This is a genomic window from Pseudarthrobacter sp. MDT3-1 (assembly GCF_054510755.1).
In genome coordinates, this window is record NZ_JBTNDX010000005.1 from 26,820 (window position 1) to 45,773 (window position 18,954).

Annotated in this window: 17 protein-coding genes and 1 tRNA gene; 14 read left to right on the plus strand and 4 right to left on the minus strand. The window is 65.6% G+C overall.

Annotated features, from left to right (window positions below):
• Window positions 1–16 precede the first annotated feature (16 nt).
• The 7 genes from scpB (at window position 17) to ACX80X_RS05225 (ending at window position 6,363) form a co-directional block, all read left to right on the plus strand.
• Window positions 17–640 (plus strand): SMC-Scp complex subunit ScpB, encoded by a 624-nt coding sequence (gene scpB / locus ACX80X_RS05195; RefSeq protein WP_459311491.1) that lies wholly within the window; start codon window positions 17–19, stop codon window positions 638–640.
• 110 nt (window positions 641–750) lie between these two features.
• Complete coding sequence (locus ACX80X_RS05200) at window positions 751–2,040, plus strand: pseudouridine synthase (protein ID WP_252609120.1); 1,290 nt, start codon at window positions 751–753, stop codon at window positions 2,038–2,040.
• Window positions 2,041–2,043: 3 nt separating this feature from the next.
• On the plus strand, window positions 2,044–3,153 hold the full coding sequence (locus ACX80X_RS05205) for a prephenate dehydrogenase (protein WP_252600711.1): 1,110 nt from the start codon (window positions 2,044–2,046) through the stop codon (window positions 3,151–3,153).
• Entirely contained in the window at window positions 3,153–3,866 is a 714-nt protein-coding gene (gene cmk, locus ACX80X_RS05210; protein ID WP_252600713.1) for a (d)CMP kinase, read from the plus strand. The genes ACX80X_RS05205 and cmk overlap by 1 nt, the downstream gene beginning before the upstream one ends.
• Before the next feature lie 31 nt (window positions 3,867–3,897).
• Window positions 3,898–4,578, plus strand: coding sequence for a lysophospholipid acyltransferase family protein (locus tag ACX80X_RS05215; RefSeq protein WP_252600806.1), 681 nt, complete (start codon window positions 3,898–3,900; stop codon window positions 4,576–4,578).
• Window positions 4,579–4,588: 10 nt separating this feature from the next.
• On the plus strand, window positions 4,589–6,139 hold the full coding sequence (gene der / locus ACX80X_RS05220; protein WP_459311440.1) for a ribosome biogenesis GTPase Der: 1,551 nt from the start codon (window positions 4,589–4,591) through the stop codon (window positions 6,137–6,139).
• Window positions 6,140–6,286: 147 nt separating this feature from the next.
• A tRNA-Pro gene (locus ACX80X_RS05225) sits at window positions 6,287–6,363 on the plus strand.
• 79 nt (window positions 6,364–6,442) lie between these two features.
• Here ACX80X_RS05225 and ACX80X_RS05230 read toward each other — a convergent pair.
• Window positions 6,443–7,312, minus strand: coding sequence for an Fpg/Nei family DNA glycosylase (locus ACX80X_RS05230; protein ID WP_459311442.1), 870 nt, complete (start codon window positions 7,310–7,312; stop codon window positions 6,443–6,445).
• Window positions 7,313–7,315: 3 nt separating this feature from the next.
• Window positions 7,316–7,951 (minus strand): hypothetical protein, encoded by a 636-nt coding sequence (locus ACX80X_RS05235; protein WP_252600715.1) that lies wholly within the window; start codon window positions 7,949–7,951, stop codon window positions 7,316–7,318.
• A 118-nt stretch (window positions 7,952–8,069) separates the two neighbouring features.
• Here ACX80X_RS05235 and gcvH point away from each other — a divergent pair, with 118 nt between their 5' ends.
• From gcvH to ACX80X_RS05260, 5 genes are all read left to right on the plus strand, one after another.
• A complete protein-coding gene (gene gcvH, locus ACX80X_RS05240) occupies window positions 8,070–8,456 on the plus strand; it encodes a glycine cleavage system protein GcvH (protein ID WP_252600716.1) in 387 nt (128 codons plus the stop codon).
• A gap of 145 nt (window positions 8,457–8,601) precedes the next feature.
• Window positions 8,602–9,078 carry an FHA domain-containing protein gene (locus ACX80X_RS05245; RefSeq protein ID WP_141140080.1) on the plus strand — a complete coding sequence of 159 codons (477 nt, stop codon included), beginning with the start codon at window positions 8,602–8,604 and terminating at the stop codon, window positions 9,076–9,078.
• A 23-nt stretch (window positions 9,079–9,101) separates the two neighbouring features.
• The gene (ftsR, locus tag ACX80X_RS05250) at window positions 9,102–9,818 is read left to right on the plus strand and encodes a transcriptional regulator FtsR (protein ID WP_459311444.1); all 717 of its coding nucleotides are present in this window, start codon (window positions 9,102–9,104) and stop codon (window positions 9,816–9,818) included.
• Window positions 9,818–10,321, plus strand: a complete 504-nt coding sequence (locus ACX80X_RS05255; protein ID WP_252600717.1) for a bifunctional nuclease family protein — start codon at window positions 9,818–9,820, stop codon at window positions 10,319–10,321. The genes ftsR and ACX80X_RS05255 overlap by 1 nt, the downstream gene beginning before the upstream one ends.
• Before the next feature lie 238 nt (window positions 10,322–10,559).
• The gene (locus ACX80X_RS05260; protein ID WP_252600718.1) at window positions 10,560–11,156 is read left to right on the plus strand and encodes a MerR family transcriptional regulator; all 597 of its coding nucleotides are present in this window, start codon (window positions 10,560–10,562) and stop codon (window positions 11,154–11,156) included.
• Between the two features lie 105 nt (window positions 11,157–11,261).
• On the opposite strand, the gene ACX80X_RS05265 is transcribed toward ACX80X_RS05260, so the two are convergent.
• On the minus strand, window positions 11,262–12,083 hold the full coding sequence (locus ACX80X_RS05265; RefSeq protein WP_459309885.1) for a ParA family protein: 822 nt from the start codon (window positions 12,081–12,083) through the stop codon (window positions 11,262–11,264).
• Window positions 12,084–12,383: 300 nt separating this feature from the next.
• Between ACX80X_RS05265 and ACX80X_RS05270 the strand changes: the two genes are divergently transcribed.
• A complete protein-coding gene (locus ACX80X_RS05270) occupies window positions 12,384–15,779 on the plus strand; it encodes a pyruvate carboxylase (protein WP_459311446.1) in 3,396 nt (1,131 codons plus the stop codon).
• A gap of 97 nt (window positions 15,780–15,876) precedes the next feature.
• On the opposite strand, the gene ACX80X_RS05275 is transcribed toward ACX80X_RS05270, so the two are convergent.
• A complete protein-coding gene (locus ACX80X_RS05275) occupies window positions 15,877–17,685 on the minus strand; it encodes an AMP-dependent synthetase/ligase (protein WP_252600721.1) in 1,809 nt (602 codons plus the stop codon).
• 179 nt (window positions 17,686–17,864) lie between these two features.
• On the opposite strand from ACX80X_RS05275, the gene ACX80X_RS05280 reads away from it, so the two are divergent.
• Window positions 17,865–18,953 (plus strand): ROK family glucokinase, encoded by a 1,089-nt coding sequence (locus tag ACX80X_RS05280; protein WP_252600722.1) that lies wholly within the window; start codon window positions 17,865–17,867, stop codon window positions 18,951–18,953.
• Window position 18,954: the final 1 nt, after the last annotated feature.

The window sequence follows — 18,954 nt, forward strand, 5'->3', positions numbered from 1 at the left end:
TGGGGCGGAGCCGGGCATGGACGTCCGGGATCTTCCCGGCGGTGCAAAGGCTGCACTTGAGGCGGTCCTGATGGTCCTGGACCAACCGGCCAGCGCTACTGAGTTGGCAGCCGGGCTTAACCTGACCGTCGCCGTCGTCGAGCAGTTACTGGCGGAACTGCAGCGGGAGTATAGCGGCTATACTGTTAAAGCCCCGGACATGGACGATGCCAGCGATGCTGGTTTCAGCGCCAGCCCCCGGGGTTTCGAATTGCGGAACATCGCCGGTGGCTGGCGGATCTACTCCCGCGCAGACTTCGCCGAGATCGTCGGACGGTTTGTGCTTGAGGGTCAGACGGCCAGGCTCACGCAGGCGGCCTTGGAAACACTGGCTGTCATCGCGTACCGCCAGCCTGTCTCCAGGGCCAGGGTGTCTGCAATTCGAGGAGTCAATGTCGATTCTGTCGTACGGACATTGACCCAGCGCGGGCTGATCGAAGATTCGGGACACGATCCTGAGTCGGGAGCCATCCTCTACCGGACCACGTCGTATTTCCTGGAACGGATGGGAATCGGCTCCGCAGCGGAACTGCCCCAGCTCTCACCCCATCTTCCGGGGCTTGAGGGCATCGCGGAGTTCTACGACGCCGACAGAATGTAGGCGGGAAATCCCGCGTGCGCACACGAATATTCATAAGGGCAGATAATTTCTGCATGGCTGGCTAGGGTTGTTCTTGGACAACCAGCGGGCCAAATAACGAAGGACGGGTCATGACACAGGCGGGACGCCAGGGTTCACCACGTAACAGTTCGGGACGCAACAGTTCAGAACGCAATGCCGGACAGGGCGGCGCCAGCCGCAATCCAGCGGCCAGCCGTAATCCGGCGCAGGGCGGCGCAAGCCGGAACCCTGCTCAGGGCGGCAGCGGCCGCCCCAGCGCGGCGGGCGGCGGATTCCGCGCCGGCGCCGGCAAGCGCAACGCCGGATTCGGCGGCGGCGACCGGCCGTACAAGGCCCCGAGGCCGCGCGAAGAGCCATTCGTGGATCCCGGCGACGCCCCGGCGTCGCCACCGGCCGGGCGCGGTGCCTCCGACCGGAAGCCAGCCGCCAGCCCATCGGCGCGCAAGCCGGCTGCCCGCAAACCGGGCGCCAGCAAGGCTCCCGGCACCCCCGGCGCGCTCAAGCCCAAGCCGCGCACCGGCAGGCCCGGGGCGGCGGCGTCACGCGCCTTCGGCAGCGAACGGTTTGGCCAGAACCTTGGCCCCGTGCGGAAGCCTGCCCGCAAGCGTGGACCCCGCGGTGACGTTCCGCAGTCGGAAATGCACGACGCCGACGGCACGCGCCTGCAGAAAGTCATGGCCCAGGCCGGCGTGGCTTCGCGCCGCGTCTGCGAAGAGATGATCTCCGAAGGCCGGGTAGAAGTTGACGGCCAGGTTGTCACTGAGCTTGGTGTCCGCGTGGACCCCAAGACAGCAGTCATCCACGTTGATGGCCTGCGCATCCAGCTGGATGAAAACCTCGTGTACATGGTCTTCAACAAGCCCAAGGGCGTGGTGTCCACCATGGAGGACCCCGATGGCCGTCCTTGCATCAGCGATTTTGTGCGGAAGACCCACCAGGGCGAACGCCTGTTCCACGTGGGCCGGCTGGACGTCGCCACCGAAGGTCTGCTGCTGCTGACGAACGACGGCGAACTGGCCAACCGGCTGACCCACCCGTCCTACGAGGTCCCCAAGACCTACCTGGTCCAGGTCCGCGGCCCGTTCCCGCAGGGAGTTGGCGCGCAGCTCCGGGAAGGTGTGGAACTCGAGGATGGCTTTGCCTCCGTTGACTCCTTCAAGCTGGTGGACTCCACTCCGGGCCACGTGCTGATCGAAGTGGTCCTGCACTCGGGCAAGAACCGGATTGTCCGTCGCCTGTTCGACGCCGTCGGGTTCCCGGTCCTGCGGCTGGTGCGCGTCAAGGTGGGTCCCATTGGGCTGGGCGACCAGCGCCAGGGCAGCATCCGCAACCTTGGCAAGCAGGAAGTCGGCCACCTGCTGGCATCCGTAGGACTCTGAGGCATGTCCGCATTTCGCTCCCACGGGCGGGGGCACCTCAATGGGCCGGTCGTGGTGATTGGCACCGGCCTGCTCGGTGCCAGCATCGGGCTGGGCCTGCGTGGGCGCGGCGTGCCCGTGTTCCTGTCTGACCCGTCGCCGACCAACCAGGCGGTGGCCGTCGACATCGGTGCCGGCCAGCCCCTGGGCCAGCTCGGGGACGAGGCACCCGAGTTGGTGGTGGTGGCAGCACCGCCGGACGTGACCGCCGACGTCGTGGCCCGTGCGCTTGCCGACTACCCGGATTCCATGGTGGTTGACATCGCCAGCGTCAAGGCCGCCATCCTGGCGGAGTTGGGCGGCCGCGGCGCGGACCTCGCCCGCTATGTGGGGACGCATCCGATGGCAGGGCGCGAAAAGTCCGGGCCGGTTGCGGCCCGCGGCGAGCTCTTCACGTCCATGCCGTGGGTGGTTTGTCCGGGCCCGGAGTCATCCGCGGCTGCCGTGCAGACTGCGCGTTCCCTGGCCACGGACCTGGGAGCTGTGGTTTCCCAGTTCACTCCCGACGAACACGACGAAGCCGTGGCCTTGGTATCGCACCTGCCCCAGATCATGTCCTCCCTGCTGGCCAGCCGGCTGCAGGGGACGCCCCTTCACGCGCTGTCCCTCGCCGGCAACGGCCTGCGGGACGTCACGCGGATCGCCGCCAGCGATCCCACGCTGTGGGTCCAGATCCTGGGCGGCAACGCGGGGAAGGTCGTGGAGATCCTTTACGGAGTCCGCGAGGACCTGAACCGGCTCATCGGCACGCTCGAGGAACCGCTTGCGCCGGGCGCCAGGCTTGACCTGGCCCAGCTGATCAGCGAAGGCAATGCCGGGCAGGCCCGTATTCCGGGCAAGCACGGTGGCCCGCCGCAGGCCTACTCCTGGCTGACGGTCCTCGTGGATGACCGGCCGGGACAGATCGCGCAGCTCCTCACCGAAATCGGTGAGATCGGCGTGAACGTGGAGGACCTTCGGCTGGACCATTCCTCGGGCCAGAACGTGGGCATGGTGGAACTGTCCGTGCTGCCGAACAAGCATGACCATCTGATCGAAGCACTCAACGACCGCGGATGGCGGGTATTGCAGTAATGACACAAGAACTTCTTGACACCCTTCCGGCCTTGCGCGTCGGCAGGCCCCTGGTGGTTGCCATCGACGGGCCGTCAGGCTCCGGCAAGTCCAGCGTGAGCAAGGAAGTGGCCCGCCGGCTGCACCTTGCCTACCTGGACACCGGCGCCATGTACCGGGCCCTGACATGGTTCTGCGTCACCAGCGGAATTGACCTCAGTGACGCCGCCGCCGTGGAGCAGGCGTCCCGGGACCTGGTCCTGGAACTGAGCACCACGCCGCGGGAGGAATACGTCCGCGTGAACGGCGCCGACGTCACGGACGCCATCCGTGAACCGGCAATTTCGTCGGCGGTCAGTGCGGTGGCCACCACCCTGGGTGCCCGGACCGAACTGATCCGCCGGCAGCGTGAGCTCATTGAAAAGCACCATCGCCGCATCGTGGTGGAGGGCCGGGACATCACGACCGTCGTGGCCCCGGGCGCGGAAGTCCGCATGCTACTGACCGCCAGTGAGGAGGCCCGGCTTCGCCGCCGCGGCATCCAGCTGGGCGGCACGCAGAATGCGGAGCAGCTCGCCGCCCAGGTCACCCACCGTGACGCCAAGGATTCCACGGTGGTGAACTTCACCCAGGCTGCCGACGGTGTTGTCACCCTCGATTCTTCCGATCTGGACTTCGCCGAGACCGTGGACGCGGCGCTCGTGATCGTCACGAAGGTGCTTAACCGTGACTGACCGCGGCGTGCGGCTTCCCTCCGGCCTGACTATGACCTGGAGCCGGCCCGTCGGCTGGCTCCTGGACCACGTGGTGTACCGGACGTCCGTCACTGGCCGGGACAACGTGCCTACAGGCGGGCCGGTGATTTTTGCCGGCAACCACATCAGTTTCCTGGACGGGCCGGTGATGTTCGGCGCGTCGCCGCGTCCCATGCACATCCTGGTCAAGAAGGAGATGTTCAAGGGCTTGCTGGGTCGGGTCCTTCGGGCCTCCGGCCAGTTGCCGGTTGACCGCTCCGGGGACCGGGCTGCGCTGCTGCTGGGCAAGAACATGCTCGACGCCGGCCGCTGCATCGGGATTCTTCCGGAAGGAACTCGGGGGAGCGGCCAGGCAACAGACATCAACAACGGGGTGGCCTGGCTGGCGCTGAACTCGGGGGCCCCCGTGGTTCCCGTGGCGATCCTCGGCACCCGGACGGGCAGCGAACACCTCGACACAGTACCCAGGCCAGGGCGGCGGTTCCACGTCAGCTTCGGCAACGCACTGACCCTCAGCCGCAACCCCGGCGAAACGGGCCGTGCTTCAATGGACAGGGCGGGAATGGAAATCCGCGCTGCGCTTGCGGGGCACGTCCAGGAGACCATCCAACACAGTGGGCAGCCTTTGCCCCACGCGGATTTCCGCACGAACTTCACAGCAGTAGCCGGGACGCCGGCAGATGACCACTAAGGAAAGTGCAATGAGCGATACGACTCAAACCTCCAGCCACTCCGGCGCCGGCGAAGATGAATACACGCCCACCGGCACGGACCAGGTGGCCGAGCGGCTGGCCGCCATCGACGACGACGAAGCGGAGATGCGTGCCGCGTCGCTCCGCGCCGGCTTGGACGACTACGAGCTCGACGAGGAAGACGCCGCCCTGCTCAGCGGGAACTACGACGACGAGGACTTCGACGGTCCGGTCAAGCTCGATCCCGTGCTTGCCATCATCGGCCGTCCCAACGTGGGCAAATCCACTCTGGTGAACCGTATCCTGGGCCGCCGCGAAGCCGTGGTTGAGGATACTCCCGGCGTGACGCGGGACCGCGTGATGTACTCGGCACACTGGAACGGGCGCAACTTCACTTTGGTGGACACCGGCGGCTGGGAGCACGATGCGCGCGGCATCCACGCCCGGGTGGCCGAACAGGCGGAAATGGCCGTGGAAATGGCCGACGCCGTGCTCTTCGTCGTCGACTCCGCGGTGGGCGCCACCGCAACGGACGAGGGCGTTATGAAGATGCTCCGCCGCAGCAAGAAGCCGGTCATCATGGTGGCCAACAAGGTGGACGACTTCGCCCAGGAAGCGGACTCCGCCACCCTGTGGGGCCTCGGCTTCGGCGAGCCATACCCCGTCTCGGCCCTGCACGGACGCGGCGTGGCCGACCTCCTGGACCACGTGATGGACACCCTGCCGGAGTTCTCCACCATTGAGGGCCTGGAACGCTCGGGCGGACCCCGCCGCATCGCACTGATCGGCCGCCCGAACGTGGGCAAGTCATCACTGCTGAACAAGCTGGCAGGGTCCGAACGTGTCGTCGTGGACAACACCGCCGGCACCACGCGTGATCCGGTGGATGAGTTCATTGAACTCGGCGACCGCACGTGGCGCTTTGTGGACACGGCAGGCATCCGCCGCCGCCAGCACATGGCGCAGGGCGCCGACTACTACGCCTCCCTCCGTACGCAGGCGGCGCTCGAAAAGGCGGAGGTCGCCGTCGTGCTTCTCGCGGTGGATGAGGTCCTCAGCGAGCAGGACGTCCGCATCCTGCAGCTCGCCATCGAGTCGGGCCGCGCCCTGGTGCTGGCCTTCAACAAGTGGGATCTGCTCGACGACGAACGCCGCACCTACCTGGAGCGCGAAATCGAGCAGGACCTGGCCCACGTGGCCTGGGCGCCCCGGGTCAACATCTCCGCCCTGACGGGCTGGCACAAGGACCGCCTGGTTCCCGCCCTGGACCTGGCCCTGGAGAACTGGGACAGGCGCATTCACACCGGCAAGCTCAATGCCTTCCTCGGCGAGCTTGTGGCGGCGCACCCGCACCCGGTCCGCGGCGGAAAGCAACCGCGCATCCTGTACGGCACGCAGGCGTCCAGCCGGCCGCCGAAGTTTGTGCTGTTCACCACCGGATTCCTGGACCCGGGCTACCGCCGCTTCATCACACGCAGGCTCCGCGAAACGTTCGGTTTCGAGGGCACGCCCATCGAGGTCAACATGCGCGTCCGCGAAAAGCGCGGCAAGAAGCGTTAATTAGGACACACCGGGGGCGTGCAGGCGGCAAAGTGTCACTTGCACCCTCCGGAATCGTGTAAGCTTTTCAAGGTGGTTCGGCCGGACTGCTGAGTTGAAATCCTGGCTAGCATCGGGAGTAAACGCAGCGGAGAACGGCGGAACTAACGGGCTGTAGCGCAGCTTGGTAGCGCACTTGACTGGGGGTCAAGGGGTCGCAGGTTCAAATCCTGTCAGCCCGACCAAAACAGAAGCGTCCCGGAGAATTGTCTCCGGGACGCTTCTGTTTTTGTGCCGTCCTTTTCGGATGTTTCGCGGCCTGGCTTATTTCAGGAACTTCGACGTCCTGCGGTCCGCCAGAATCTTTCCCTTGCTCTGACACGTGGGACAGTACTGCAGGGAAGTATCCGCGAAAGACACCTCCCGGACTGTGTCACCACACACCGGGCAAGCCTCGCCGGTGCGTGCATGGACCCGCATGTGGCTGCGTTTGACGTCCTTGAGCTCGCTGGGCGGCTTGCCCTCGGCTTCGGCCAGGGCTGTTCCGAGCACGCTGTGGATGGCGTCATAAAGCACCTGCACCGTGCCACGGTCCAAGGAGTTGGCGGTGGCAAAGGGGGAGATCCTCGCAGCATGCAGGATCTCGTCGCTGTAGGCGTTCCCGATCCCCGCGATCACGCTCTGGCTCCGCAGGACGCCCTTGATCTGCTGGGAAGTGGAGCCGAGAATTTCCGCCAGCATGTCGGCGTCGAACGCTGCGCTGAACGGGTCCGGCCCGAGCGCCGCGACGCCCGGCACATCCTGGGGGTCGCGCACCACGTACACGGCAAGGCTCTTTTTGGTCCCCGCCTCGGTGAGATCCATGCCATGGGCACCGTCCGGCCCGGTGAACGCCAGCCGGGCGGCGATGTGGCCTTTTCCCATCCGGAGCTGGGTGTCTGTGGGCGAGTCCGTGAAGCGGACCCAGCCCGCCCGGGCGAGGTGGAAGACAAACGACGGCCCGTCGGTGTCAATGCTGACAAACTTTCCAAACCGCCGCACGCCGGCGACCGTGCAGTTCTCCAGCGCTGTGAACGGCGGATCCGCTGTCTTCAGCACGGCAAAGGAAACGATCTGGACCTTCCGCACCACCGCTCCGCGCAGGTGCTCGTCCAGGAAACCGGCCAGGCCTGCAACCTCGGGAAGCTCCGGCATGGTTTACCTGTGGTCAGCCTGGCTGTCGGGTGCGGCCGGCGCCTCAGGAACAGCTGACGCCTCGGGACCGGGTGAGCTGGCGGCGGAGTCCTTGGCTGCCTTCGCAGCCAGGGAACGCTCGGCACCTGCCTTCTTGAGCACCTTCATCTTTTTGCCGCGCTGCCGCCAGACCCTCCACAGGATCAGGCCAACCACAAAGATCACGGCGGCGGCGATGGCTGAGATCTGTGTCCACAGCGGGAACCAGGTTGCCTCTGTGCCAAGGATCCGCTGTCCGTTGTGGGCGGCCTGCGAGCTGCCGAACATGATCCCGGCGGTCAGCAGATTCGGGGACGCGAGAGCCGCAGCTGCGACGAGGATGGTCAGCTTCCAGGGCCAGCTTACGGATTTGCGTGTGGCCTGCCAGGCCACCAGGAGGGGGACGAACGTGAAAACAAACCCGTAAAACATCCCCACCAGGATGCCCGCCCCGAGATTGCCCTGGACCTGGTTGCGGATAACATTCGCCCACCAGACCGGGAGGATGGCCGCTAAGGCAAAGTAAGCGATTGTGAGGACCACCAACGCCACCGCAACGAGGATGATCCGTGCAGCCCAGTTCGCCTTTTTCGCGGGCGATTCTTGTGCATGTGATCTCATGAGTCTCATCATGTCAGAATCCTCCTCGAACGCCCGTGGAGTTGTGCCTATACTTTCAGCGGCGGCTTGTTTTCCAGGCCCCGTTGACATTGGTGATTGACCCGATGAAAGGCCCCTGATGAGCAACATTCCCGAAGACCTGTCCTACACCGCCGAGCACGAGTGGGTATCCGCACCGAGCGCCGACGGCGTGGTCCGGGTGGGCATCACCGACTTCGCGCAGGACGCACTCGGAGATGTTGTCTATGCCCAGATGCCGGAAGCCGGCACCAAAGTCACCGCAAACGAAGTCGTGGGCGAGGTCGAATCCACCAAGAGTGTCAGTGACATCTATGCTCCGGTCAGCGGCGAAGTCGTGTCACGCAACGAATCCCTCGATACCGATTCGGCGTTGATCAACTCCGATCCGTACGGCGACGGCTGGCTGATCGAGATCCGGCTGGCAGAAGCGGACGCTGTGGAATCGTTGCTCAGTGCATCCGAGTACGAACAGCAGGTAGGCTGAAGCTAACGGGTTCATCCGGTCTGGCCAACGGGCGTCTTCGCACGTCAGTGGCCGGATCGGGGCCCGGCATCGGATCCGCGAGGCGGATCCGTCAGGGCAAAAGTTGATTGCAGGCGTGAGAGCTGCAACGAAAGAGGAGGAATCCATGGTTGGCCACGAACAGGACCCTGCCGAAGGCGAGCACGGCACAGGTGCGGCCAGGGCTTCGGAGACCACCTCGATCCATCTCACCCCCGTCTCCGACGAACCCACCATCGCCCCCAAGCTGTCCACGGACGAGCGTTCATCCGTGGAGGCGCTGCCGGCCGGTTCCGCGCTCCTGGTGGCCCACAGCGGCCCGAACGCGGGTGCCCGCTTCCTGCTTGACACCGACACCACCACGGCCGGCCGTCATCCTGATGCCGACATCTTCCTGGATGACGTCACCGTCTCGCGGCGCCACGTCGAGTTCCGCCGCACTGCGCGGAGCTTTGAAGTGGTGGATACCGGCAGCCTCAACGGCACGTACGTCAACCACGACCGCGTGGACAGTGTTGAGCTAAAGTCCGGGAACGAAGTCCAGATCGGCAAGTTCCGACTCACCTTCTACCTGAGCCCTGCCCGCGCAGCAGGCCGCGCCTGATCCCGGGACACTTGCCTGTGGCAATGGCACAACCGGAACGCCGGGGGCCCCAAGTTTTGAACATCGGGGAAGTCCTCGCGCAACTCAGCGGCGACTTTCCGGGTATGACCGCGTCGAAAATCAGGTTCCTTGAGGAAAAGGGACTGATTAATCCGCGCCGTACTCCGGCCGGATACCGGCAGTACTCGGACAGTGACGTCGAACGTCTTCGTTTTGTGCTGGCGCTGCAGCGGGACCAGTATCTTCCACTGAAAGTCATTAAGGACTACCTTGATGCGATCGACAGGGGAGAGCGGCCCGAGAACCTGCCGCCCGGCGTCGTGGTTTCGCCGCGGATCGTTTCGGATGAATTGGCCGTGGAGCTTCAGAACCGCGGCCGGAAATTCAGTGAGGAACAGCTGCGGACCGAGTCCGGCGCCAGTATTCCGTTACTCCAATCGCTGCTGAGCTTCGGGCTGATCGGCCACAGCAACGGCAAGTTCGACGAGCACGCCCTCCAAGTGGCCCGTGCCTGCGTGCAACTGGAGAGCCACGGCCTTGAGCCGCGCCACCTGCGGCCTTTCCAGGCCGCCGCGGAACGTGAATTCGGACTCGTGGAGCGCGCAGTTGCGCCGCTCGCGTCCAGGCGCGATTCCGCGTCACAGGCGCGGGCTGCTGAAGCGGCCCGCGAAATCAGCGACCTCTGCCTTGTCCTGCACCGGGCACTGGTCCAGGACCGTATCTCACGTATGGACATCTGATGATCGAAGTGGAGATCGTAGGCGTTCGTATCGAACTGCCGTCCAACCAGCCGCTCGTCCTGCTGCGCGAGATCCACGGCGAACGGCACGTGCCCATCTGGATCGGGACTCCAGAGGCAAGTGCAATCGCCCTGGCCCAGCAAGGGGTAGTGCCTCCGCGCCCGATGACCCACGACCTCCTGGTGGACGTGGTGGAGTCCCTGGGCCATTCGGTTGTCAGCGTCAACATTGTGGCCGTTGAGGACAACATCTTTTATGGCCAGCTCCAGTTCGAGAACGGCACCACCGTCAGCTCGCGGGCATCCGACGCCCTCGCGATCGCGTTGCGAGCCAAATGCCGCATCTGGTGTGCCGACTCGGTAATGGATGAAGCCGGAGTCCGCATTACCGAGCATGACGATGGGGAGGACACTGACCCGGGCCCCACCGTGGACGAGGAGCGCGAACTGCGGCGCTTCCGTGAGTTCCTGGACGATGTGGAGCCCGAAGACTTCGACGGCTGAGGTCACGTTAAGGTTAAAGTTGAGCCTGAAAGTTCCGACACGCCTGCGCCAAGCGGCCTAGATCTTTGACCTTGGGGCGCAGCGGGCCTAACGTCGAAGGTATCAAGCTCCCATTGCTTACAGCACCCGCGCAAGTCACACTGTAAAAGTACGACCCCCGCGAAATTACATGCATGAACTTCATGTGTGAACCGGCTGATGCAGTGGTCCCCGGGAGCTTATGACAAGGAGGATCCAGGTGAGTCCCAAAGGCGAAGCAGGCGGGCTGAAGCAGCCCACAACGGCTGGTGTGGCTGTGCCAGCGAGCGGTGCCCAGGGCCTCCTGTTTACCGAAGACCTTCCCGTCCTGGACGAGGACGCCGGCTACCGCGGCCCCACGGCCTGCAAGGCGGCCGGCATCACGTACCGCCAGCTGGACTACTGGGCTCGCACCGGGCTGGTTGAGCCCGCAGTCCGCGGCGCCGCAGGCTCCGGCTCGCAGCGACTCTACGGCTTCCGGGACATTCTCGTCCTCAAGGTAGTCAAGCGGCTTCTGGACACCGGTGTTTCCCTTCAGCAGATCCGCACGGCAGTGGAACATCTGCGCGAACGCGGCGTGGAGGATCTGGCACAGATCACGCTCATGAGCGACGGCGCGAGCGTCTACGAATGCACCTCCGCAGACGAGGTCATCGATCTTGTACAGGGTGGACAAGGCGTTTTCGGCATCGCCGTGGGCCGGGTCTGGCGCGAAGTCGAGGGCAGCCTGGCTTCCCTGCCTAGCGAACACGCCGCCGAACAGTCCTTTCCCGACGACGAGCTGAGCAAGCGGCGCGCTGGCCGCAAGATCGGCTGACAACAGGCTGGCACAACACCAACAAGAAGAGGCCACCCCCGGCGGGGATGGCCTCTTGTCGTTGTCTGCGGAACCTTTGGCTGCAGCGGGGCTGCAGCCAAAGGGTTAACGCTGGGTTCGGTTTCGCAGGCCGCTTCCGGCCGCCAGGAGGTTGACAAGGAGGGCGTCGAACAACGCAGCAGATGTCTTCGCGGATTCGCCGGGCCAGTGGTGCACCGGGTGGGCCGCGCCCTGGATCTGCTGCCAGTTCGCCTGTTCGGGGATGCGTGGGCTCAGCAGCAGGTCACCGAACATCGATTCCATTTCCGCGAGGCGGTACGTGTGTTCGGAGGAGCCGGTGCGAACGCGGTTGGCCACAATGCCTGCCGGGGATAGGTTCGGCGCGAATTCCTGCTTGAACAGCTGGATGGCGCGCATGGTCCGTTCCGTCCCAGCCACCGAGAAGAGTCCCGGCTCGGCCACGAGCGCTACTTTGTCACTTGCGGACCAGGCCATCCGGGTCAGCCCGTTCAGCGACGGCGGGCAGTCAATGAGGACCAGCTCGTAGCGGTCGGCGCCAGCCAAGACCGCGGAAAGCCTGCGAAGATCCCTGCGGCCAAGGTCGGGGCGGTCGTAGATGCCGGTGTACGCCGAACCCACGGCGACGTCCAGGACGGCCGGTCCGGATCCGTTGGTATGCGCCCGTGCCGTCCAGGAGCTGCCCGCGACATTGTCCGCGAGCTTGGACCGGCGGGGGCTCTTGAGCATCCTGCCGATGTCCAGGTGGTCGCCGGCCTGGACACCCAGGGCTGTGGTCGCGTCCGCATGGGGATCGAGGTCCACCACCAGTGTGGGGATGCCTGCGGCAAGCGCCGCAGACGCCAATCCTGTGGTGACGGACGTCTTGCCGACTCCGCCCTTGAGGCTGCTGATGCTGACTACTTGCACTTGTGAGACCAAAACCTAACGCCGGCTGCCGTGTTGGGGGTAATGTTTGCTCCGGCACTGCCGAAGCCAGCGGCTCGAGCCGCCTTACTCATCATATGTGGCTGCGCCGATGAATCCCGCCTTATGGGGACGCGGCATGGCACGGCGATGGTATGGGTGACCGGTTCTGCCAGCCTCCGTTGATGCACGCGGGACATGACGGAGGTTCTGTGACTGTGGCCACAATGATTTGTGTTTGCCAGCACGGGTCTTAGACACTGTGACCACCTACCGATACACCCGCGATGATGCAGGAGAAGTATGTTTTCCAAGATTCTGGTGGCCAACCGCGGCGAAATCGCGATCAGGGCCTTCCGTGCCGGCTACGAGCTGGGCGCCAAGACCGTTGCTGTCTTCCCCAATGAGGACCGAAACTCGATCCACCGCCAGAAGGCCGATGAGGCATATCTGATCGGCGAAGAGGGGCACCCCGTCCGGGCTTACCTGGATGTTGCCGAAGTGGTCCGCGTCGCCAAGGAGTCCGGCGCCGACGCCATCTACCCCGGCTACGGCTTCCTTTCGGAAAACCCGGACCTGGCCCGCGCAGCACAGGAAGCGGGCATCACCTTTGTTGGCCCGCCGGCTGAGGTGCTTGAGCTGGCCGGCAACAAGGTGGCAGCGCTGAAGGCTGCCCGTGAGGCCGGTGTTCCGGTCCTGAAATCGAGTGAACCCTCGAAGGACATGGATGAGCTGATCGCTGCAGCCGACGAGATCGGTTTCCCCATCTTCGCCAAGGCAGTCGCCGGCGGCGGCGGACGTGGGATGCGCCGCGTCGACACGAGGGAAGCCCTTCCCGAGGCGCTGCAGGCCGCCATGCGCGAAGCCGATGCGGCATTCGGTGACCCCACCATGTTCCTGGAGCAGGCAGTGCTCCGCCCGCGCCACATCGAGGTGCAGATCCTGGCCGACGCCGAGGGTAACGTCATCCACCTCTTCGAACGTGACTGCTCCATCCAGCGCCGTCACCAAAAGGTCATTGAGATCGCTCCCGCGCCCAACCTGGACGAAGGCATCCGCCAGGCCCTTTACCGTGACGCGGTGAAGTTCGCCAAGGCCCTGAACTACGTCAACGCCGGAACCGTAGAGTTCCTGGTGGACACCGTCGGCGAACGCGCCGGGCAGCACGTCTTCATCGAAATGAACCCCCGCATCCAGGTGGAGCACACCGTCACTGAGGAAGTGACGGACGTTGACCTGGTGCAGGCACAACTGCGGATCGCTTCCGGCGAAACCCTCGCGGACCTGGGTCTCTCCCAGGAAACGGTCCAGCTCAAGGGCGCAGCGCTGCAGTGCCGCATCACCACCGAGGACCCTGCCAACGGGTTCAGGCCGGACGTCGGGAAGATCACCGGTTACCGTTCCGCCGGCGGCGCCGGTGTAAGGCTCGACGGCGGTACCGTCTACTCGGGGGCCGAAATCAGCCCGCACTTCGACTCCTTGCTGGTGAAGCTGAGCTGCCGCGGCCGCGACTACCCGGCCGCCGTGGCCCGCGCACGCCGGGCCCTCGCGGAGTTCCGCATCCGTGGCGTATCCACCAACATTTCCTTCCTCCAGGCCGTGCTCGACGATGCCGACTTCATTGCCGGGAACGTCGCCACGAACTTCATCGACGAGCGTCCCCAGCTGCTGAAGGCCAGGGTTTCCGCCGACCGCGGCACCAAGCTCCTGACCTGGTTGGCCGAGGTTACAGTCAACAAGCCCAACGGCGAGCTGACCGTGCACTCGGATCCGGCCGCCAAACTCCCCGCCGTTGGGGATCAGCAGCCGGCACCGGGATCGCGCCAGCGCCTCCTGGAGCTTGGCCCCGAAGGCTTCGCCAAGGCCCTGCGTGAGCAGACAGCCGTGGCCGTCACCGACACCACGTTCCGCGACGCCCACCAGTCCCTGCTGGCAACCCGGGTGCGCACCCGCGACCTCGTGGCCGCCGGTCCCGCGGTCACCGCGCTGCTCCCGGAACTCCTGTCCGTTGAGGCCTGGGGCGGCGCCACCTACGATGTGGCACTGCGCTTCCTCGGCGAGGACCCCTGGGACCGCCTGGCCGCCCTGCGGAAGGCGCTGCCCAATGTCTGCCTGCAGATGCTGCTGCGCGGCCGGAACACGGTGGGCTACACGCCGTACCCGGAAGAGGTGACGGTGGCTTTCGTCAACGAGGCCGCCGCCACCGGTATCGACATTTTCCGCATCTTCGATGCCCTGAACGACGTCAACCAGATGGCACCCGCCATCCGCGCCGTCCGGGCCACGGGCACAGCAGTAGCCGAAGTCGCCCTGTGCTACACCGGCGACTTGCTGAACCCGGATGAGAAGCTCTACACGCTGGACTACTACCTGGAACTGGCGCAGCGGATTGTGGACGCCGGCGCCCACATCCTGGCCATCAAGGACATGGCCGGGCTGCTCCGCCCGGCAGCGGCCGCCAAGCTGGTGGCTGCACTGCGCGAACGCTTCGACCTCCCGGTCCACCTCCACACGCATGACACGGCAGGCGGCCAGCTGGCCACCCTGATGGCGGCAGTTGACGCCGGCGTGGACGCTGTTGACGTTGCCTCAGCCTCGCTGGCCGGGACCACCAGCCAGCCGTCCGCCTCCGCCCTTGTGGCGGCGCTGGCGCACACCCCGCGGGACACCGGCTTGAGCCTTGACGCAGTCAGCTCCCTTGAGCCGTACTGGGAAGCCGTGCGCCGCGTTTACGCGCCGTTCGAATCAGGCCTTCCGGGCCCCACCGGCCGTGTTTACCAGCACGAAATCCCGGGCGGCCAGTTGTCCAACCTGCGCCAGCAGGCCATCGCGCTGGGTCTGGGGGAGCGCTTCGAGGCGATCGAGGACATGTACACCGCGGCGGACCGGATTCTGGGCCGCCTGGTGAAGGTCACGCCGTCGTCCAAGGTGGTGGGCGACCTCGCCCTGCACCTCGTGGGCCTCAATGCAGATCCGGCGGACTTCAACGAAAACCCGCAGAACTACGACATCCCGGACTCCGTCATCGGTTTCCTGTCCGGCGAACTTGGCGACCCGCCCGGAGGATGGCCGGAACCTTTCCGTACCAAGGCGCTCCAGGGTCGCAGCATCAAGGTCCGCGACGTCGACCTCAGTCCCGAGGACAGCGCCGCGCTCCAGGGTGATTCCAAGACCCGCCAGAGCACGCTGAACCGCCTGCTCTTCGAAGGCCCCACCAAGGATTACCTCAAGAGCGTGGAAACGTACGGCAACATTTCCGTCCTCGACACGCGTGATTACCTTTACGGCCTGCAGCGCGGCGCCGAGCACGAGATCCAGCTGGAGAAGGGTGTCCGGCTGATCGCCTCGCTGGAAGCTGTTTCCGAGCCCGACGAAAAGGGCATGCGGACGGTCATGTGCACCCTGAACGGCCAGTCCCGCCCCGTTGTGGTCCGTGACCGCTCCGTGGTGAGCAACGTCAAGGCTGCCGAGAAGGCAGACCCGGCCCAGCCGGGCCACGTCGCCGCGCCGTTCGCCGGCGCCGTCACCGTGACCGTCAAGGCCGGCGACACGGTCAACGCCGGTGACACGGTGGCCACCATCGAAGCAATGAAGATGGAAGCCTCCATTACGACGCCGGTGGCAGGCAAAGTCTCGCGGCTCGCCATTTCAGCTGTAGAGCAGGTGCAGGGCGGGGACCTCCTCCTGGTCGTCGAGTAGACCCTACAAACAACGCGGGGTCACTTCCCGCCCATCCGAGTGCATCGGAGGGGCGGGAAGTGACCCCGCGTTGTTGTTTGCTTGGGACGGATATCCGCTAGCCGCGCGGCGCGCCGTACATTTCCTCGATGACTGTCTCGAAGTCCTTCATCACCTGGGCCCGCTTCACCTTCATGGACGGCGTCAGGTGGCCGGAAGCTTCCGTGAAGTCCGAAGCGACGATCCGGAATGACTTGATGGCTTCCGCCTGCGACACCGAGGCGTTGGCATGCGTGATCAGGTCCTGCACGGCTGCCTTGACCACCGGGTTCTCGACCGCTTCGTCGAGCGTGGTGGTGGCCGGCAGTCCGTGCCGCTGGAGCCAGCCCGGCAGGGCCTCCTGGTCCAGGGTCACCAGGGCGCCGATGAACGGCCGGTTGTCTCCCACCACCAGGACCTGGGAGACCAGAGCATCCGCCCGGATCTGGTCCTCCAGCAGGGCCGGAACCACGTTCTTACCGCCGGCCGTGACAATGATTTCCTTCTTGCGGCCGGTGATCCACAGGAAGCCGCTCTCGTCGAGCCGTCCGATGTCGCCGGTGCGGAACCAGTCATCGGCAAACGTATCCGCCATCAGGTCATCGCGCTTGTAGTAGCCGCGCATCACACAGACGCCCTTGGCCAGGATCTCGCCGTCTTCGGCGATCCTGACGGAGTTGCCCGGCAGGGGCTTCCCCACGGAACCGATCTTGATCAGGGCCGGCGTGTTGACGGAAATCGGGGCGGTGGTCTCGGTCAGGCCATACCCTTCAAGGATCTGCAGGCCGATGCCCTGGAAGAAGTGGCCCAGCCGTTCGCCGAGCGGACCGCCGCCGGACACAGCATGGGCCACGTTCCCGCCCATCGCAGCGCGCAGCTTGCCGTAAACGAGTTTGTCGAACACTGTGTGCTTGAGTTTCAGCCCCAGGCCAACGTGCCCGGCCTGGCGGGCTTTGGAGAACGCGATGGCGGTCTCCGTGGCCTTGTGGAAGATGGCACCCTTGCCGCCGTCCTCTGCCTTTGTCAGGGCCGAGTTGTACACCTTTTCGAAGACGCGCGGCACGGCCAGGATGAACGTGGGCTGATAGCTCTGCAGGTCAGCCAGCAGGTTCTTGATGTCGGGGGTGTGTGCCACGGTGGCCCCGGCGGCCACAGCCAGCACCGAAATGAACCGGGCAAAGACGTGCGCCAAAGGCAGGAACATGATGGTTTTTGCCTGTTCGTTGACCACGTCGCCAAGCAGTGCCAGGGCGTTGTCGGACAGCTCAACGAAGTTGCCGTGGGTCAGCTCGCAGCCCTTGGGCCGGCCGGTGGTGCCGGAGGTGTAGATCAGGGTGGCAACGTCACTGAGCCGCGCCGATGAGCGGCGGGCCTCAAGGTCGGCGTCGCTGACGTCCCGGCCGGCCTCACGGACGGCGTCCAGTCCGCCGCCTTCGAGCTGCCAGACGTGCTGGAGGGCGGTGAGGCCTTCCGAGGTGGCAGCCTGCCTGATGATGTCCTCGTGGTGGGCGGCCTCGCCGAAGGCGGCCACTGCACCGGAGTCACCGAGGTTCCAGGCAACCTGCGACGGCGATGAGGTCTCGTAGATGGGCACTGAGACGCCGCCGGCGAACCAGATGGCGAAGTCGATGAGGGCCCATTCGTAGCGTGTCCGGGACATGATGCCCACCCGGTCGCCGGCTCCCACGCCGCTGGCCATCAGGCCCTTCGCAAGGGCTGAGACGTCTGCCAGGAAGTCTGTGGCGGTGACGTCCCGCCAGGCGCCTGCGGAGTCCAGCCGCGAGAAGAGCGCCGGGTTGCTGGGCTTGGCTGCCTGCCGAAGCAAGAGATCGGTGATGTTGCTTTCCGGTGGGACAACAACCAGGGGCGGAACACTGAATTCGCGCACTATAGCTCCTTTGATATCCATAGACCCGCACAGGGTATGCCTAAAGACTAATACGCCCTGTAACTTGGCCGTGCAGAAACAAACCTACTGGCCAGTAACATATGAGTCAAAGAGGAGTGAGGGGGCCATGGGCCCGGCCTCCGGCGCTGCCCGCCCGGCGCGCCCTAGAATGAAGCACTATGTACGAAACGCCCCCCGGCGAGCCAGCCGCCCCGCCCCGACGTCCGGCTCCCTGGCGGCGGCGGCCGCTGGCATTGAGGGCCCGGCCGCGGCAGGTGGAATCGTTCCGCGAGCACCTGCGGCTCGGGCGCAAGGGGCTGGCAATCGGCATCGATATCGGCGGCACCAAAGTCGCCGCCGGCGTGGTGGACGCCGACGGAAGGATCCTGAGCGAGGCCCGGCGGTCCACACCCGGCAGCGACCCGCGTGCGGTAGAGCAGGTCATCGTAGAGCTCGTGGACGAACTCGGTGCCGGCCACAGGGTCTGGTCAGTAGGCATCGGTGCGGCCGGCTGGATGGATCTGGACGGCGGAACCGTGCTTTTCAGTCCGCACCTCGCCTGGCGCAACGAGCCGTTGCGCGCAAACCTGCAGCGCCTGCTGCGCCGGCCTGTGCTGCTGACGAACGACGCCGACGCCGCGGCCTGGGCGGAATGGCGCTTTGGTGCAGGGCAGGGCGAGGACCGGCTGGTATGCATCACCCTCGGTACCGGCATCGGCGGTGCCATGGTGATGGACGGGCGGGTGGAGCGCGGCCGGTTTGGTGTAGCCGGCGAATTCGGCCACCAGATCATCATGCCCGGCGGGCAGCGTTGCGAGTGCGGTAACCGGGGCTGCTGGGAGCAGTACGCCTCGGGCAACGCCCTCGGCCGGGAAGCGAGGATTCTGGCGCGGGCCAATTCGCCGGTTGCCCAGGAACTGCTGGCCACCGTCGGCGGTGACGCCGAGCAGATCACCGGGGCCATTGTCACTGATCTGGCACTCGCCGGTGACGCGGCCTGCCGCGAACTCCTGGATGAAGTGGGCGAGTGGCTGGGCCTGGGATTGGCGAACCTGGCGGCAGCATTGGATCCGGGACTGTTTGTGATCGGCGGGGGACTCTGCTCGGCAGGGGACCTGCTGGTGGAGCCCGCGCGCAAGGCGTTCGCCCGGAACCTAACGGGCCGTGGCTTCCGTCCGGCAGCCGGCATCGCGCTGGCAGCGCTCGGACCAAACGCGGGGCTCATCGGGGCGGCCGATCTGTCCCGCGTCAGTAGCCGCATGCGGTGAG

Coding starts and splice junctions, on each gene's coding strand:
- scpB (WP_459311491.1), top strand. CDS start 17: ATGGACGTCCGGGATCTTCCCGGCGGTGCAAAGGCTGCACTTGAGGCG.
- ACX80X_RS05200 (WP_252609120.1), top strand. CDS start 751: ATGACACAGGCGGGACGCCAGGGTTCACCACGTAACAGTTCGGGACGC.
- ACX80X_RS05205 (WP_252600711.1), top strand. CDS start 2,044: ATGTCCGCATTTCGCTCCCACGGGCGGGGGCACCTCAATGGGCCGGTC.
- cmk (WP_252600713.1), top strand. CDS start 3,153: ATGACACAAGAACTTCTTGACACCCTTCCGGCCTTGCGCGTCGGCAGG.
- ACX80X_RS05215 (WP_252600806.1), top strand. CDS start 3,898: ATGACCTGGAGCCGGCCCGTCGGCTGGCTCCTGGACCACGTGGTGTAC.
- der (WP_459311440.1), top strand. CDS start 4,589: ATGAGCGATACGACTCAAACCTCCAGCCACTCCGGCGCCGGCGAAGAT.
- ACX80X_RS05230 (WP_459311442.1), bottom strand. CDS start 7,312: ATGCCGGAGCTTCCCGAGGTTGCAGGCCTGGCCGGTTTCCTGGACGAG.
- ACX80X_RS05235 (WP_252600715.1), bottom strand. CDS start 7,951: ATGAGATCACATGCACAAGAATCGCCCGCGAAAAAGGCGAACTGGGCT.
- gcvH (WP_252600716.1), top strand. CDS start 8,070: ATGAGCAACATTCCCGAAGACCTGTCCTACACCGCCGAGCACGAGTGG.
- ACX80X_RS05245 (WP_141140080.1), top strand. CDS start 8,602: ATGGTTGGCCACGAACAGGACCCTGCCGAAGGCGAGCACGGCACAGGT.
- ftsR (WP_459311444.1), top strand. CDS start 9,102: ATGGCACAACCGGAACGCCGGGGGCCCCAAGTTTTGAACATCGGGGAA.
- ACX80X_RS05255 (WP_252600717.1), top strand. CDS start 9,818: ATGATCGAAGTGGAGATCGTAGGCGTTCGTATCGAACTGCCGTCCAAC.
- ACX80X_RS05270 (WP_459311446.1), top strand. CDS start 12,384: ATGTTTTCCAAGATTCTGGTGGCCAACCGCGGCGAAATCGCGATCAGG.
- ACX80X_RS05280 (WP_252600722.1), top strand. CDS start 17,865: ATGTACGAAACGCCCCCCGGCGAGCCAGCCGCCCCGCCCCGACGTCCG.